18 protein-coding genes are annotated in these 17,288 nt (G+C 42.5%); 14 read left to right on the top strand and 4 right to left on the bottom strand.

Annotated features, from left to right (window positions below):
* From Q0389_RS11290 to Q0389_RS11245, 10 genes are all read left to right on the top strand, one after another.
* Positions 1–1,053 (top strand): type VI secretion IcmF C-terminal domain-containing protein (locus Q0389_RS11290; protein WP_298694211.1); only part of this gene is annotated, 1,053 nt, incomplete at its 5' end.
* 2 nt (positions 1,054–1,055) lie between these two features.
* Positions 1,056–1,727 carry a PP2C family serine/threonine-protein phosphatase gene (locus Q0389_RS11285; protein ID WP_298694210.1) on the top strand — a complete coding sequence of 224 codons (672 nt, stop codon included), beginning with the start codon at positions 1,056–1,058 and terminating at the stop codon, positions 1,725–1,727.
* A 37-nt stretch (positions 1,728–1,764) separates the two neighbouring features.
* Positions 1,765–2,610 carry a serine/threonine-protein kinase gene (locus Q0389_RS11280; RefSeq protein WP_298694208.1) on the top strand — a complete coding sequence of 282 codons (846 nt, stop codon included), beginning with the start codon at positions 1,765–1,767 and terminating at the stop codon, positions 2,608–2,610.
* Between the two features lie 80 nt (positions 2,611–2,690).
* Positions 2,691–3,215: an Hcp family type VI secretion system effector gene (locus tag Q0389_RS11275; RefSeq protein ID WP_298694206.1), complete on the top strand. Its 525-nt coding sequence runs from the start codon at positions 2,691–2,693 to the stop codon at positions 3,213–3,215.
* Positions 3,216–3,325: 110 nt separating this feature from the next.
* On the top strand, positions 3,326–5,536 hold the full coding sequence (gene tssI, locus Q0389_RS11270) for a type VI secretion system Vgr family protein (protein ID WP_298694204.1): 2,211 nt from the start codon (positions 3,326–3,328) through the stop codon (positions 5,534–5,536).
* Positions 5,537–5,555: 19 nt separating this feature from the next.
* Positions 5,556–7,277 carry a DUF2235 domain-containing protein gene (locus tag Q0389_RS11265; RefSeq protein ID WP_298694203.1) on the top strand — a complete coding sequence of 574 codons (1,722 nt, stop codon included), beginning with the start codon at positions 5,556–5,558 and terminating at the stop codon, positions 7,275–7,277.
* Positions 7,278–7,287: 10 nt separating this feature from the next.
* Positions 7,288–8,394, top strand: a complete 1,107-nt coding sequence (locus Q0389_RS11260) for a DUF2931 family protein (protein WP_298694202.1) — start codon at positions 7,288–7,290, stop codon at positions 8,392–8,394.
* A 142-nt stretch (positions 8,395–8,536) separates the two neighbouring features.
* Positions 8,537–10,546 carry a type VI secretion system Vgr family protein gene (gene tssI, locus Q0389_RS11255; RefSeq protein ID WP_298694201.1) on the top strand — a complete coding sequence of 670 codons (2,010 nt, stop codon included), beginning with the start codon at positions 8,537–8,539 and terminating at the stop codon, positions 10,544–10,546.
* Between the two features lies 1 nt (position 10,547).
* On the top strand, positions 10,548–11,603 hold the full coding sequence (locus tag Q0389_RS11250) for a DUF2169 domain-containing protein (protein WP_298694200.1): 1,056 nt from the start codon (positions 10,548–10,550) through the stop codon (positions 11,601–11,603).
* Positions 11,604–11,689: 86 nt separating this feature from the next.
* Entirely contained in the window at positions 11,690–12,070 is a 381-nt protein-coding gene (locus Q0389_RS11245) for a hypothetical protein (protein WP_298694199.1), read from the top strand.
* 10 nt (positions 12,071–12,080) lie between these two features.
* Here Q0389_RS11245 and Q0389_RS11240 read toward each other — a convergent pair whose 3' ends face one another.
* A complete protein-coding gene (locus Q0389_RS11240; RefSeq protein WP_298694198.1) occupies positions 12,081–12,725 on the bottom strand; it encodes a hypothetical protein in 645 nt (214 codons plus the stop codon).
* Between the two features lie 177 nt (positions 12,726–12,902).
* On the opposite strand from Q0389_RS11240, the gene Q0389_RS11235 reads away from it, so the two are divergent.
* The 3 genes from Q0389_RS11235 (at position 12,903) to Q0389_RS11225 (ending at position 15,569) form a co-directional block, all read left to right on the top strand.
* Positions 12,903–13,343, top strand: coding sequence for a heme-binding domain-containing protein (locus Q0389_RS11235; RefSeq protein ID WP_298694197.1), 441 nt, complete (start codon positions 12,903–12,905; stop codon positions 13,341–13,343).
* Positions 13,344–13,441: 98 nt separating this feature from the next.
* Positions 13,442–15,127 (top strand): hypothetical protein, encoded by a 1,686-nt coding sequence (locus Q0389_RS11230; RefSeq protein WP_298694196.1) that lies wholly within the window; start codon positions 13,442–13,444, stop codon positions 15,125–15,127.
* Positions 15,128–15,179: 52 nt separating this feature from the next.
* On the top strand, positions 15,180–15,569 hold the full coding sequence (locus Q0389_RS11225) for a 4Fe-4S dicluster domain-containing protein (protein WP_298694195.1): 390 nt from the start codon (positions 15,180–15,182) through the stop codon (positions 15,567–15,569).
* Between the two features lie 53 nt (positions 15,570–15,622).
* Here Q0389_RS11225 and Q0389_RS11220 read toward each other — a convergent pair whose 3' ends face one another.
* Positions 15,623–16,054, bottom strand: a complete 432-nt coding sequence (locus Q0389_RS11220; RefSeq protein ID WP_298694194.1) for a hypothetical protein — start codon at positions 16,052–16,054, stop codon at positions 15,623–15,625.
* A 98-nt stretch (positions 16,055–16,152) separates the two neighbouring features.
* A complete protein-coding gene (locus Q0389_RS11215; protein WP_298694193.1) occupies positions 16,153–16,581 on the bottom strand; it encodes a hypothetical protein in 429 nt (142 codons plus the stop codon).
* Between the two features lie 66 nt (positions 16,582–16,647).
* On the opposite strand from Q0389_RS11215, the gene Q0389_RS11210 reads away from it, so the two are divergent.
* Positions 16,648–16,950, top strand: coding sequence for a monooxygenase (locus Q0389_RS11210; protein ID WP_298694192.1), 303 nt, complete (start codon positions 16,648–16,650; stop codon positions 16,948–16,950).
* 2 nt (positions 16,951–16,952) lie between these two features.
* On the opposite strand, the gene Q0389_RS11205 is transcribed toward Q0389_RS11210, so the two are convergent.
* The gene (locus Q0389_RS11205) at positions 16,953–17,213 is read right to left on the bottom strand and encodes a DnaJ domain-containing protein (protein WP_298694191.1); all 261 of its coding nucleotides are present in this window, start codon (positions 17,211–17,213) and stop codon (positions 16,953–16,955) included.
* Positions 17,214–17,288 lie beyond the last annotated feature (75 nt).

Here is a 17,288-nt window from a genome sequence, read left to right as displayed (position 1 = left end):
GCTATAGCATCGAAAAGCGGAAAAAGTATTACTGCAAATCTTCATGCTATAAATTATGAGGAAACGCCGCGATCGCTTAGAGATTTTTTTAAATCGTATAATCAGTTGTTAAGCGAAGACGGCGTTGCAGGATCAACTTTACAAGCGGAAATGACTCGTTACGATAACGCTTTCAATAGTGTATCAGAAGGTATAGATTCTCCATCAGATGCATTCGGAGCCTTGACGAAAAAAGCGGCTAAGCAAGGAGGATCAGTTGAAATAAGTCCTTTACCTTCTCCTGTCAGTCGATGGCTTCCGCGATCATCCGGCAACGGAATCGGAAAAATGATTTCTCAGGGAAAACAATATATCAATGAACAGTATATTTCACAGGTCTATCCGTTTTATCGAGATAAATTGGCAAACAAGTATCCGTTTAAATTGACAGCTTCCAATGACGTCACATTAAGCGATTTTGAGGAGTTTTTTAGAATAGGAGGGATATTAGATCAATTTCAGGCCGAGTATATCGCTCCGTTCGTCACAACCAACCCGATGAATCGCGGGTATAAGCTTAAAAGGATTGACGGTGCCACGGTTTCAATTTCACCACAGTTTATGGAAGCTCTGTATCAGGCACGTGAAATTCGGAAGCGGCTTTTTAACAGTAGAGGCGATAGTTTGAGTGCCGCTATTTTTATTCGTCCGAATGTGTTGGGCAAGAATCTCGAAAATATGTCTTTCCAATACGATGACAATACGATCGTATATGAACACGGACCGATCAAATCCCGGAAAATCGTATGGCCTTCCGAAAGTGGAAATGCGGACAGTAAATTTCAGTTGACCGATCTGGATAATACTACGGTTGCATCATTGGCTACCCAAGGGCAATGGGCTCTTTTCAAATTGTTCGGTCGCATGCAGTCATTTCCAAATACTTCGGAAGAAGTAAGAATTGAATATATAAATAAAGATTACAAAGGCTCTTATATTCTAAGCGGTACCCCTGCTAAAGCATTTGGACCGGATAGCCCGGTTCAAAAATTTAAATTAAACGGGCATATTTAAGTTTGGGTACAAGTTATTCAAGTACCCATCCGGGGCATGTTCGTCAAAATAATGAAGATTCGTTTTACGCCAACGATAAACGCGGATTATGGATCGTATGCGACGGTATGGGAGGGCATCAGGAAGGAAACTTTGCGAGCCATCTTGTGACGGATATTTTTGAAAAAATGCAGATGTTCGGAACATTTGAGGAAAGAATTGAGGCGATAATTTCACAAATCTATAACATTCACTTGATTCTTAAAAAGAAAGCGCAAATGGCGGGAACTGACGCCGTTATAGGGACGACGATCGTATTACTTTATATAGAAGGTGAAAAAGGGATTTCTATTCATGCAGGCGATAGTCGATGCTATTTGTTGCGCGATGAACGTCTTTCATTAGTGACAGTGGATCATGCAAAAGAGATTAAAACGCACGCCGGAATGCGTAAGGTATTGACAAACGCTCTCTCAGCGCCGGGAGAACTTTCATTGGAAGTCAAAAAATTTCGTGTATACAAACGGGATGTTTATTTATTGTGTACGGATGGCCTTTATGACAATCTGACGACACCGTTTATTCAAAAAATGTTAGGATCGCTTTCGTTGGCAACTGCCATTGACTCTTTAATGTTATCGGTCTTATCCAAAAAAGCCGATGATAATTTGACAGCGGTTATTGTAGAAATTTAGGGAGGAAGCCATGTCCAAACATCATGAACTCGCTATTATGAATGTCGATGACGAAAAGATTCAAACAGGACATCAACATATCCGTTTAAATAATCGGTATCTTTTGGGAAAACAGCTCGGCAGAGGCGGATTATGTATCGTGCATGAAGCAAAAGACGATTATTCAGTGTATTTCGGTGATGAACGTCCTTTGGCGATTAAACTTCCTTTGGAATTTCTCTCTGTAAAAAGTGATATTGATGCGTTTATGTACGCGGAATATGCCCATCTTAGTCGATTAGCTCATCCAAATATTGTAAAAGTAGTAGATTTTGGTATTGATACGGATTTGAATCTTCCCTATTTGGTCATGGAGCAATTAAAGGGTGGGGTAGTGAGTGATATTCCGATTCGTGAATGGACACAATCGATGAAAGATGTATTTTTTAGTACGCTGTTGGATACGATGCATTATCTTCATGCGCACCATGTTATTCATGCTGACATTAATCCTACTAATATTATGATGCTCGAAGACGGCTCTGTACGGATTTTTGATTTTGGCATATCCATAAATACGTGCAAACAACAACCTTTTGAACTCGATTACACCTCTATTAAAGCTTTTAATCCCCGTTATGCCGCACCTGAGATTATCCAAGGACATAAGCCGAGTTATAAGAGCGATCTATTTTCCATGGCAGCAGTGTGTTATGAGCTTTATTGTGGGAAACTGCCTTATAAAGAGCAATCGACGGAATTGTATGAAGCCCCGATCTCTTTCAAAGACATGAGAGGTTTACCGTTTGGATTGCGTCATTGGTTTCGGAACGCTTTATCCGTAAAAGAAGAAAAAAGAAGAGATCAAAAGCCTTTCATATTGAATCTAAAAAAATATATTTAGAGAAAAAATAATTACTTTAGTTGTTTTTAATGTTATTAATATATAATATCTTGTTACTTTATATTAAATTAGGAGCACAAATGAACAATCCAGTGTTTATTTCTATCAAGGGAAGTACACAAGGTCTGATTACGGAAGGGGCATTTACCCCGGAATCTATTGGAAATACATATCAAGACGGTCACGAAAACGAAACGCTCGTAAAAGCATTGTCACACAATATTAAAATTCCGCGCGATCCGAATTCGGGACAACCATCAGGTCAACGCTCTCATCAACCGCTTGTCGTAACCAAACTTTTTGATAAAAGTTCTCCGTTGATTTATAACGCGTTGACGAAGGGTGAAACGCTGACGAATGTGGATTTGAAGTTTTACCGTACAAGTTATGCCGGTAAACCGGAGCATTACTTCACGATTGCTTTGGAAGATGCGGTAATCGTTAATATCGATACCATGATGAGTTCTGAAGTGGGAATGTCAATTTCCGATGTAGCACCGCTAGAAAATGTAGCGTTTGCTTACCGTAAGATTACATGGAGACATGAAACAGCTAGTACGTCTGGTGAAGATGACTGGCGTATCGGCGTTGGCAAAAGTGCTTAAATTATAGAGCTTCGGCTCTATAGACTTTAGTATAAAGTCTAATCAATGGAAAATAGTATTGGTTTTTGTACTAGAGTTTTTAGAGGAAACACGTTTATGGATTGTTGTCAATGACTCCAACAGAATCGACATTGCTATCAAGTATAATGGGTGCATCGCGATTAATCCAACGGCGAGTGAGCTGCCGATTGAAATTGAAAGAGTATAAAGCATCAAATACGATTCTTAGCGTGGACAGCTACAGCGTCTATAGCTTAGAAGGAAAAAGCGAAGTAGCTCGAAGCTATGAGTATACCGTCGTATTCGTAAGCGATGAAGCTATTGGAGTAGAAGCGATTGCCGATACGGTATGTGAGATCACACTGCGCGATGAGATTTCTCCCCTCTCTAGTAAAAAAGTGGCAGGACGAATATCCCATGCCAAAGAGGCAGGGAGTGTAGGGCGTAAACACCTTTATGAGATTACGGTTGTATCACCGTTGTACTACCTTTCATTGAACCGACGCAGTGAAATCTATATGGATAAAAGCGTCCCTGAGATTATCGGTGAGATTATCAAACGCTACGACGCACTTCTCAACCTAAACCTGATCGTTAAAACGGATTCGATCCGTTACCCTAAACGCCACTACACCACCCAATACTTCCAAAGCGATTACGCATTTATCACAATGCTCTGCGAAGAAGAGGGGCTGGTATTGCTGATAGATGAAAGTTCATCAGAGTCCTTCAACCTGACTTTGTGCGAACTCACCTCACACGCACCGATCCATAACACACCGATCGAAGCGACCTATAACCTCGAAAAAGCATTCAACGTCTCCACCCAGAACCATGATTACTATGACCCGAGCAAACCTTCTTTGGATATGAGCCACACCACTAAATCAAGCACGGGTTTCCTCAAAGATAACAGTACCAGTACCCAATTGCGCAACTCCCTTACCCGCCACAGCCTCAAAGATAGATTGGATAAAATGGAAGGCTCACTTGCCAAAGACCTGAACCGTTACGGCAGTATCAACGCCGAACGCTCCTATACCCCCAATGAGAGTATCAGCGGAGAAAGTACCTCCCTCTCCCTCAAAGAGGGAATCCACGTTAAACTTAACGATACCAAAGTATTCAAACAAACCGACGCCATTATCCTAAGTGTAGAGTACAACGGCTTCTTCCCTAACGCCCTGGACGAACTGATAGAGAGTGAACATGAGCAACAAGAACAATACACCGCAACCTTCAGCGCAATTCCCGCAGGGATAACCTATAGACCACCCTACACGATTGCCAAACCCCGAATCGACGGAGTCCATACCGCCAGAGTCTCCAAGGGTGATCAAGAGCTCACCAAAGGAGCCAACGAGATAGACGTAAACGAAAAAGGGGAGATCCGAGTGATTATGCACTTCGATCCCAAATATCCGACTACCTGCTATATTCCTCTTAACACCTTGTACGCAGGAGACGGTTACGGAATGCGATTTCTCCCCCGTGTTAACTCCGAAGTGCTGATCAGCTACATCAACGGCAATATAGACCGCCCGATCATTATCGGAATGCTCCATAACGGCGAGAACACCATTCCCTACGATCTACCAAGCACAAAAACCCAAAGCTACATTAAAACCCAAACCACCCCTCAATACACCGATACCGAAGGATACAACGAAATCCTCTTCGAAGACGCACAAAATAACGAACAGTTCAATATGCGCGCCCAAAAAGATTACAGCCTACTCGTCCTAAACGATGCAACGGAGCATATCCAACATGATCGAAGCGAAACCGTGGACAATAATGAAGATGTGACTATCCACGGCTACCGCCAAGAGAGAGTCAACAAAAGCAAAACGGAAACGATCGATATCGCTAAAGCACTAACTATCGGTGCAGGATATCAAGTATCCGTAGGGGCTAGTAAGAATGAGAGCGTCGGAATTAGTAGTACGGAAGAAGTGGGAGTATTGAAGCATACTATCGTAGGAGAGAAGTATAAACTCATGGTGGGTAAAAGCCTTATCACAATGTATGCTAGCGGAGAGATCATCATCGAAGGTGATGACATTGACTTTACTGGAATCGATCACATTGAGATCATTGCGCCGAAGATTTATATTAATGGTGCTGAAAAGGGTAACGATGAGATGTATGTTATTAAAGATCAAAACGGTCAACCGGTCAAAAACTTTGCCTACAAAATCATTATCGGCAAAGAGACACCGATTTATGGCATTACCAATGATAAAGGCGAAACTGAACGCGTCCATAGCGGTGCAAGAAGTGCAGAACTAAAAATTATGGCTGATGATCGTATCAGATAAGCAGAAGAAAGGCTAACTAATGGCAGAAGATTTAGAATTGCTTTGTAAACCGAAAACACTAAGTAAAGACAAAACCAATCCAACCGATGGATCATCAGTTCAAGTACAAATCAAATCATTTATGATCAATGTATTTTTTGACGGTACGTGGAATAATATGGAGAATAACAATATCTACCGTGGCTTAAATCCTGAATATCAATTTGACAAAGATCCCCTAAAATCATACGAACAAAAAAAACATTTTAAATTCTCACCGAATGAGAGTAAAAAATCGGAAATCAACACCCACGATTATCTGAGCTACCACAGGGAAGGGACAACAATCGAGTGGTTATACAAGGGATTTAAGCCTGATGGAAATTCAGTAGGCAATATCGCTGTGTATATAGAGGGGACGGGGACACTCGACAAAGACACCGACGGAGCTTTTGCGGCAGGGTCTGGATGGGGAAGCAAACGGGGGTTTGATGCCAAAGCCCAACGGGCATTTGAATATATTGCCAAGAAGTTAAACAAAGAAGAAAAACAAGGTGAAATATTTGATCTTTTGCAGATCAATATCTACGGTTTCAGCCGTGGAGCGGCATCTGCACGCTATTTTTCTAACCTTATCCGAGAGAGTTATGAAGACCCAAAAACGGGGATGACTCGATTTATGATTGATCGGTTCAAATTTACAAATCCCTTACAACCGTGTCAGGTGCAAATCGGGTTTATTGGGATATTTGATACGGTGGTATCGATAGGACTCAAACAAGACAATGATGCCAAAGAGTGGAAACAAGAGATAATTCAGCCCAATCCCGGCGGGGCTGTACCCGAACCGCCCAAAAGCTATAAAGTTGTTCATATCGCCGCTTCCAATGAAGCTCGTACCTTTTTTTCACTCTATGACATCCATAGCAGTATGGAAAAAGGGTATGGTGTAGAATTCCGTATCCCGGGGTGTCACACCGATATAGGCGGAGGACTTGGAGTAGGCGAAGAGCTTGTCGATGGCGAAGTGGTGATCGCAGGGAAAAACGAGGTCGTTCGCTATGTACGTGAGCACCATCAGGGTGAAGCCAAACCGCAAGAGAGAAACCATTTTAATAGCGAAGGGGATCATGACGTGGGGAAATTTTGGTTGTTCGATAATGTCCTTACACGATTGCTTCGTCAAAAAATAAATGCTTCCAAAGTCGACGCTTCCCTTTTGGCACAAGCTCTTATCGACGAGGGGTATTATGAACAAAGTGAGTATATTTCTGATGCGAATAGACTTCCCGGCTACAAAGCCAATCTTGAAGGAAGCAGACTTTATCTGATTGATGATACATACGATATCAAAGAAACAATAACGAGCGGTATCCCAACTCGAACTGTGATTGATAGAACGTTATGGGGATACCGACAACAGCTCAACAGCGGCTATCCCAGAGTATCGTGTCATTTGATGTATGCGTTTATCAAAAAATATGATGTTGATTGTTTTAATATGTTTTTGAAGAATAAAGAAAGCCAAATACCAGATGGTTTTTTGCAAGAGGTACTGGATGAGTTTAAGGAAGTCGCATTAGCTCATGATGATGCCTGTGTGACTAAGGGCAAGGGAGAGATAAAAGTGATCAAGCCATCTGACAAAGAAAAAAGTCGTAAACTGTTTAAAAACTATCTCCACTGGTCGGGAGACGGTGAGTGGATGGATGCACAGATTTTTCAATGGGGTGAAGCGGTTCGTACCGTTCATCACGGATAAAGGGAAAATCATGAGGATCAGTTTAGGGTTAATATTTGCCGTATTACTATTTACAGGATGTACTAATCATCAATCATCAGGAGATACTATGTTCAGAAAAAAAATGGAACTCGATACTTCACTTTCTAGCCCCAAGGGGTATTCTATAGATATAGTACAGGGGTATAACGCCTATCGGGATGAGAATGGAAATCTCATGGGAGGATTTTTTGCTCCCCAAGTTAGTAGAGGCTGGGAGATCCCTGAGGGGACAGCAGGGGGCCGGATGGATCGATTTCCTCATCGGGTGCATCTGCGATGGTTCTCGAATGCAGAAAATCAGTTTTACGAACTTGATGCCGAACTTCCCGTCGAGAGGATGAAGGAACTGTATAAGGAAGGATATCGTTTACCTTCGGCTGATACGGTTGACCATATCCCTGTAGGAGCTCATGTAACCTATGATGGAATAGGCTTTATGATGGCTCCCGGCGGAGGTGTAGTTGCAAAGATGCTTGCCGAAGAAGCCAGAGAGATAGGATACTTCAAAGCCAAAAAGATTGACATGCCATGGCATGTTTTTCAAAACGTTACACCCGATAGAATAGACCCTAATGATAGAGCAGACTGGGTAAGTCACACTTTGCAAGAAAAATTTACCGGCAAAGAGGCTTATGATGAAATACACAACCACAAAATCCCATTCGGATTATGGGATGAAGTGTACCGCCGAACCTATCCATGGTCGATGCATATTGTGCACCCTTGGGCACTTGAAAAATATTATATCCAATTCGTAAATACCGAACGTTATATCGTTTGGGAAGATCAAGTCGAAAAAGAGCGTAATCGTACTGGTGCTCCTGTTCCGGCATTTTTTGGAGTCTACTTTATTACTCCCGAGGGTAAACGTATGGTGGGGCTGGTCAAGTTTGATCTCCGTAAAACAAGCAAGATCTTTGAGGAGTATTTCAAAAATACCTCAGAGCGTGCGAATCTGGAAGTCAAAGTAAGTGATGACCTAAAGAGTGTTGAAGTCAAATTGGTCAATTCGCAAAAAAGCGTTGTTGTCCCGCATCGGCTTTGGAGAGTGAGTGAACTTTATCAAGATAATTGGGGTTTTGCGAAAATGGATTGAGATACTCATTGGGTAAAACTCGTATATAGTAATTGATTCTTTATAGCGCCTTCAATAAATAACAAAAAAAATTGTAATATAATCTAAATCTTGATATACTATTAAACTTTAAATAACATCTATAAATATAAAAGGTTTTTTTATGGAAGTTGCATCTTCTCTCCTCAATACCCTCATGGGTGCATCGCGATTAATCCAACGGCGAGTGAGCTGCCGATTGAAATTGAAAGAGTATAAAGCATCAAATACGATTCTTAGCGTGGACAGCTACAGCGTCTATAGCTTAGAAGGAAAAAGCGAAGTAGCTCGAAGCTATGAGTATACCGTCGTATTCGTAAGCGATGAAGCTATTGGAGTAGAAGCGATTGCCGATACGGTATGTGAGATCACACTGCGCGATGAGATTTCTCCCCTCTCTAGTAAAAAAGTGGCAGGACGAATATCCCATGCCAAAGAGGCAGGGAGTGTAGGGCGTAAACACCTTTATGAGATTACGGTTGTATCACCGTTGTACTACCTTTCATTGAACCGACGCAGTGAAATCTATATGGATAAAAGCGTCCCTGAGATTATCGGTGAGATTATCAAACGCTACGACGCACTTCTCAACCTAAACCTGATCGTTAAAACGGATTCGATCCGTTACCCTAAACGCCACTACACCACCCAATACTTCCAAAGCGATTACGCATTTATCACAATGCTCTGCGAAGAAGAGGGGCTGGTATTGCTGATAGATGAAAGTTCATCAGAGTCCTTCAACCTGACTTTGTGCGAACTCACCTCACACGCACCGATCCATAACACACCGATCGAAGCGACCTATAACCTCGAAAAAGCATTCAACGTCTCCACCCAGAACCATGATTACTATGACCCGAGCAAACCTTCTTTGGATATGAGCCACACCACTAAATCAAGCACGGGTTTCCTCAAAGATAACAGTACCAGTACCCAATTGCGCAACTCCCTTACCCGCCACAGCCTCAAAGATAGATTGGATAAAATGGAAGGCTCACTTGCCAAAGACCTGAACCGTTACGGCAGTATCAACGCCGAACGCTCCTATACCCCCAATGAGAGTATCAGCGGAGAAAGTACCTCCCTCTCCCTCAAAGAGGGAATCCACGTTAAACTTAACGATACCAAAGTATTCAAACAAACCGACGCCATTATCCTAAGTGTAGAGTACAACGGCTTCTTCCCTAACGCCCTGGACGAACTGATAGAGAGTGAACATGAGCAACAAGAACAATACACCGCAACCTTCAGCGCAATTCCCGCAGGGATAACCTATAGACCACCCTACACGATTGCCAAACCCCGAATCGACGGAGTCCATACCGCCAGAGTCTCCAAGGGTGATCAAGAGCTCACCAAAGGAGCCAACGAGATAGACGTAAACGAAAAAGGGGAGATCCGAGTGATTATGCACTTCGATCCCAAATATCCGACTACCTGCTATATTCCTCTTAACACCTTGTACGCAGGAGACGGTTACGGAATGCGATTTCTCCCCCGTGTTAACTCCGAAGTGCTGATCAGCTACATCAACGGCAATATAGACCGCCCGATCATTATCGGAATGCTCCATAACGGCGAGAACACCATTCCCTACGATCTACCAAGCACAAAAACCCAAAGCTACATTAAAACCCAAACCACCCCTCAATACACCGATACCGAAGGATACAACGAAATCCTCTTCGAAGACGCACAAAATAACGAACAGTTCAATATGCGCGCCCAAAAAGATTACAGCCTACTCGTCCTAAACGATGCAACGGAGCATATCCAACATGATCGAAGCGAAACCGTGGACAATAATGAAGATGTGACTATCCACGGCTACCGCCAAGAGAGAGTCAACAAAAGCAAAACGGAAACGATCGATATCGCTAAAGCACTAACTATCGGTGCAGGATATCAAGTATCCGTAGGGGCTAGTAAGAATGAGAGCGTCGGAATTAGTAGTACGGAGCAAGTCGGTGCGATGAAATATACCATTGTGGGACAACGATATGAACTTCAAGTTGGTGCGAGTTCTATTATCCTTAATAATGACGGAACGATTATGGTACAGGGAAATAAGGTATCGATTATCGGAAATGAACATGTCGAAATCAAAAGTAAATTAGTGGATATTAATTAAGATGGAATTAACGAACTACACCCCTTTTCCCGCATTGGCATGGGAAAGCAGTGATTCGGTGAATAAATGCTATGTCACGACGCTTTGTCGTGCAAAATTCAAATTGGTACTGCAAAATTCGGATAGCAATCAATTGCGATTGTCGTTAGACCCTAAGCAAGGGGATTTATTTGGAAGTGACGTATATATTGATGAAGATGATGCTCGGACATTACGTTATCCATCCGACTATGTCCCTTTCAAACCGAATGGCGATTTGATTGTGAACGGACAAACATATTCTCCCGAAGGTATTCCTCGAGGAGAATGGAACTGTGCCGTCAAAGTTTTTGATCCTGAAGAGAAACTTCTTTTAGAAAAAAGATTACATGTTTGCGGAAAACGATTCTGGCGGAAAACATTTTTGGGATGGAAATTGGATAAACCGGAAGTATGCAGTCGTATTCCGATTCACTATTCCTATGCATTCGGAGGAAAAGCGGTACTCGGAAATCAAGAAGAGATAGTTGATGATTATAATCTTTCCGGATGCGGTATCGTCCACAAAAAACAGATTGATAAAGTGATTCAAGCACCACAAATTGAATCGCATGACAATCCGATCGATCCGGATAAACCTTATGAAGTGTATTTACCGCAAGGTTTTGGAGCGATCGATAGAACATCATACTATCGGTTGCAACATGCCGGAACGTATGATAAAAAATGGTTGGAAGAACATCACCCTGATTTACCTTCTGATTTTAAAGAAGCCTATCATCAGTCTGCTCATCCTGATCTTATAATGAAGGGCTATTTTCTTCCCCGTTCATCGATACGATTAATACATCTTTCGAAAGAGATGTCTGAAGTGTCTTTTGTACTTCCGTCGTATACTTTTGCATCGCTACATACCACAAATACGGCTCAGATCGAACAAGCGATGAATATCGATACCGTCATAATCGATATGGATGATGAAGATCAGAGTAATTGGAGCGTTTATGTGTCATGGCGTAGCCGCCATCTTATCGATGAGACGATTCAAAAAGTCGAGATAGTACTGCATGAAAAATGATACTCCTGCAATAGAGTCACTCTAAACAAACAATACTTCCGTGTTATCGATGCTATAATCTCCCGATAAGATACGAGGAGTAGGCCGTGAGTACGATCATCATGATGTTCATACTGCCATTGGGCATTGCGGTCTATTTTTGGGATCGTCGTAATTACGCACAAAATCTTGATATTTTTCGGGAATACATAAGACAAACAAGCAGTGCCGATTTGACGGAGAGTGAAAAAATGGATCGGATCGATGAGATGTTTTATCAAAACGGCTATACCCGTATCGAACGCTCTTTACACTCTCTGACGGTTGAAAAAAAACATTTCAATATCGGAATTCTTTTTATCTCGGTGGGTGCTTTGACCTATTTCGGGTTGTTGTTGTATCTGCTCTACTACCGTTTTGTACTCAAACCTCGTCAGATATGTATCGATCTTGATGCGCAGGAGACGATGCGGACACGTGGATGCTAAAAAGTAATTGTTATGTATGAGGCGTGAAAAAACTGATTTTATCCGACGGTATTTCTTCTTTGCTCGTCATATCGAATACTCCTTCAACTTCTTGTTCTCGGATGTTATTATATTGTCCGATATATCCGTGAGGCAGCGTCGTTTCCGCAAAATAGTATTTTTCCCCCTCAAATGTCACATAGGCATTAGGGCGTCGTATTTTGCTCTCATCCGGCAAATGTATTGTGAGAAAGGCATGCTCTTTTGTCATGATCAATAGACAGCGATAATGTTTTTGCAGCAGCAGCGTCGCCAACAAAAACGATTTCTCATCACAGTCTCCTCCGTTTTGATTGATGACGTCGGCAGGGGTTCGGCTCTGCGTACTCTCTTTGTACGGAATCTTCAGGACATATTGATAGGCACGGTCGATGTCGCAAAAACTGTCTCCGTCGCATCCATCGGTTAGAAGGTCGACAAACGGTTTCATTTCGCCGTGTTCATAGACGTCGTATTTATAGAATTGATCGTGTATTTTGACCATCCCTTTTCGTTTGCAGTATTCCTCGTCGGTTTCGGGAGGAATGTTGGCTCTGGCATAAATGGAATAGGCAATGATTCCGGCGGTGCTATACAATCCGATACGGTATAAAAGGCGTCGATTAAAAAAACTCATTGATATTCCTAAGAGAAGATGTCTGCAGTCATTATCATATTTTAAAACTAATAATTATTTAAAATATTATTATACTTGATTGAAGTTCAAATATATATTTATTATTTTGATGATTCGGATTATTCGGTTACTTTTACCGTGTATGATTTCGAGTCATATTAATCCAGGGTAAATAGAATGAAAAAAATAGTCTTTGTCGTAGTCGGCTTTGTCGTAGCAATACAGTTTATAAGACCCGATTTTCATAATCCGGCCGTCGATGAGAAAGTGGCGTTAAATACCGACGCACATGTCATGGGTGTTCTCAAAAATTCCTGTTACGATTGCCATTCGAACGAAACAAAATATCCGTGGTATCACAATGTAGCCCCGGTATCATGGGTAATGTCGAACAATATCCAAAGCGGACGCAAAGCCCTCGATTTTTCCAACTGGGCGAATATCGATCCGGCGATCAAGCTCCAACGGTTGGAACGTGCCAAGCAGGTAATCAATAATGCGATGATGCCTAAAAGCGAATATCTTTTGATGCATAAAAATGCCGTCTTGAACTCAAAAGAGAAACAAATTCTGGAACATTTCTTCGATGAAGAGATTCAGAAAATACAACGTTCATAAGAGAACGAAAAAGAGTCGTATCACATTTTTATTGTAAAAATTGAGAATTTCTATCAATTTCTTTCGTTGGGTATCGTTTTTCATGTATAATCTTCGGTATGAAAAAAATACTCATTTATACGCTGGAAGTGGATCCGAATCTTATCGCACAACAACTCGGCAAACAGTATGATAGCGTCGTATGTTTGGAACTTGAAGATGCGATGGAGAGTATCCGTTCTGCTGTTCCCCATTTGATTGTCTCCGATTATAAAGCGCTTCGAAAAGCAAACAATGCCTTTCATAATGCATTAAACAATGACTTTATCCTGATCGATGTCCCCGTAATCGCTATCGGAGGTTCATCCGAAGATGAAGAATCGTTGTCGACAAAACAAAAACTATACACCTTTAACATCAAGCGCTGCATACATGCCAACTTCGATAATGCCGCACTGATACGAACCGTCGAAGCCGAGCTCAACAAATGGAATCCGAATTTAGGGAGCTATACCCATCGGTTCGTCAAATCGTTGTTGCTTTTTGCCGATTCAAAAAAATTTGAGCAGCGGATGCGGATATACCTGACCTATGTGCTCGCCCATTATCCGGGACTTTCAAATGAGACCGTTTCAGATATCAAATTCGCTTCCGCTATTCTCTCTACTACTTTTACGACGCAAGACTATGCCAAACTCGTCGAGTTTTATACGAATATGCGCTTTGCCAAACCGATTTTGAGGTTGCTTAAAAATGTGTATTCTCCCGAAACTCTCGAAGAAGAGATCGTTTCGTCCGTATTTCGGCTTGAATATCATCTCAATACCCCGAACGTGATTAGCGGATCGATGCCGCCGATGGAGGGGATACGTCCGGAGATTGTCGGCTATTTGCGTGAAACCTACGATGAGAACCGCAGATTTCTCCAAAGCTATAAAGATATTATCCCTTTTTGGGAGGATGTCAGCGGCATGTTGTTAAAAAATCCTCATTTCGGTGATGAAACGATCAGTATTTATTTGGACGTCGTTCAGGAATGTTTGCTTCTATGTGTGATCGAATCGCATAATGCGTATCTACGGTTTGAAGAGGGTACGGAAACATTCTTCGTCTCGATAACGCCGCAAGCTATGAATAAAAGTGAGGCTCTACGGTTATTTACGGAACGAGAGTGGCACAAATATTCTGACATTTCCGTAAAGCGGGATGCTGAGATGATATCGATCATTTTAGGAAAAGAAGAGGTAGCGCAGGAGTATACGTCCCCATCTCTTCCTGATGGGCTTCAGGTCGAAAAACTGCTGCATAACGAATACGGAACCGCGCACTATACCGCTTCGGAATACATTCAGGATATGGGCGGGCTGGAGAATATCGAGGAAGAGCTTCACCTCATGGATGACGCGATTGCCGAGATTGTAGGACTCTTGGCTGATAAAGAGAATTTGGCTCAGGAATCGACACGCAAAATCATGATCGGATTTATCCGCGAATACCGTGAAATCTTACAAAACAGTTTTTACGAGTTTCAGGCGATTGCTCTGACATTGTTCAAAATTGAAAACCTTCTGGAAGGGCTTCAAAATCATGAGGGGATCGATCTGTCGAAGCTTCGGATTTTGCTTGTCAGTATTTTTGACGATTTAACCGTATGGAAGACGACGGTGTTTGAACAGCAAGCAGCTCCGGATATCAATTATCTGGACAGTTCGATTCTTAGCTCTTCGTATCAAGTTGAGGCGTTGTTTTTTCCTCCGGAACCAACTGCCGTTGCGAATGACGATGACGATTTTGAGCTATTTTAATAAGAACATATAATGTATATCATAGGTAATAGATATATGTATGGAGTGTGTTATGGCTGTTCTTATTACCGACTTGTGTATTAACTGCGATGCGTGCATCGATGAATGTCCGGCGACGGCGATCGTGAGTGCCGACGATTCCCCGCTGAGCGACGGGGAATATACCTATGTCAAACCTGAAAAATGCATCGAGTGCGTCGATTCTGCCGTCCCAAAATGTGCCGATGTCTGTCCGACAGAGGGATGTATCGTCTGGGATATGCCCTACATTCCTGAATATAACGATTATTTTGTCAACAGCGGCGAGTATGTGATCCGTGTCCATAAGAGCAAAGGGCTGATGTCGCCGGAGGTGAGTCCGATGCCGTGGCGTGAAGCGATTACGATGGATGAAAGGACAAAACGGGTGAGTGTGGGAGAGACGCTGAAACTTTATAATTGATGGCGGCGTACTTTTCTTCCTAAAAAAGAAAAGTACAAAATGCGGTTTATGCGTTAATGATTGCCGTGTCCCCGGTCATCATGGTTTTTCTTACCGTGTTCATTTCCGCGATGGTCATCCCCTCTGTCATTTCTGTGATCACGATGCTGTTCTTGGTAGCGCGGAACGTATTCGCGTTCATACCAGTCATCATGTACAAAATAGACGCGTTGATTACAGGCATGATATTCATGGCAGTGTTTGCTCCAATGTTTGGCATGTCCGGGTGGAACACGCAGATAGATCGGAGCCCGTCCCATCGGTACTCCGCGGTCAATGACGATCGGTTGAGCGTAAACGAGTCTAGGCTGCGGGAAATTGCCGATATCAATCTGACCGTAAAAACCCGGTTGACCGATACTGACGGAGACACCGACATCAGCGGCAAGGGTTGAAGTAGTGATAGCCGCAACGGACATTGCGGCTGTTAAAAGAAAGCGTTTCATAATACCTCTTTTCAATCTTTATGGATGTCTTACTATAGCATATTAATGAGACTCTTGGAGGGAGGTATTGTTAACGAATGTAACGCGACGTATTATTGTCATATTTGTTTTTTACTATGCAGATGGGATACGATTCTGGACTGATATTCCATGTATTCGTTCAGCCCCTGTTCACCTAAAAGTTCAGACAGCTCTTGCTGCGTATGTTCAATGAATGCCGTCGCGATTTTCATTAATTCCATCCCTTTTGAAGTTAGTAAAACGGCTTTTTCTTTTTTATTCTCCCCCGACTCGAATAGAATATAGCCCAGTGTTTCAAGTTTTAGTAGGTTTTTGTGCATTGCCTGTCGGGTATATCCGATTTTAGATGCAAGGGTGCTTGGATTGATTCCTTTGTGTTCATCGATATAGGGAAACAGAATAATTAGGGCTTGGCTCAATCCTTCAAACCCCTGAGCCGTAAGCTCGTCCAATATAAGCCGATTAAATATTTTACTGGTCTCTAACGATAAAAAGCAGATTGACATTGTAAACCTAGTTGACAATTTTGTTCTATTGAATTATGATTCTATAAACCATTCAAGGAGTATAACATGAGATACCTTCTGCAAGTCGATTTTCCCCACAACGGACCGTTCGGCGACGAACTTAGTGCTCTAATGAGCGATCTGGCAAAAGACATTGCTACGGAGAAAGGGCTTATATCCAAGCTTTGGACGGAGAACGAAGCGACCAAGGAAGCCGGGGGGATCTATTTGTTTGACAATGCAGAAGATGCCGAGCGGTATTTGAAAAAACATACTGAGCGTTTGGAAGCATTCGGATACACCGATATCCGCGGCAAAATTTTTGCGGTAAACGAAGCGTTGAGTGCGTTATCGATTCCGGCAAAGTAAATCTATACCGATTCTATCAGCGCATCGCACGCCTCTTTGATACGGATAAACATCTCCTGAGAACCTCCGGCATCGGGATGCGCCTGTTTGGCAGCTTTTCGATAGGCGGATTTAATCTGAGACAGCTCCAATATCCCCTCGATCGGCAGATTTAACAGCGTCCGATATTCATATTGGCTGGAGGGCATGGCATTGACTTTGCGGCGGTTGTTTCTTTCGAGTTTTTCGAATGCTTCCCTTTGTGACTGAGAGCGGCGTCTCATTGCTGCTTTGCGGAGTTCTTCTCGATTTTAGATCGGAAGAGCACACGTCTGAACTCCAGTCACATTCCTTTATCT

Origin of the sequence: uncultured Sulfuricurvum sp., assembly GCF_937936435.1 — a bacterium.
Classification (GTDB): Bacteria; Campylobacterota; Campylobacteria; order Campylobacterales; family Sulfurimonadaceae; genus Sulfuricurvum.
The sequence above is the reverse complement of the archived record's forward strand: the minus strand, read 5'-3'. Positions and strand labels throughout refer to the sequence as shown.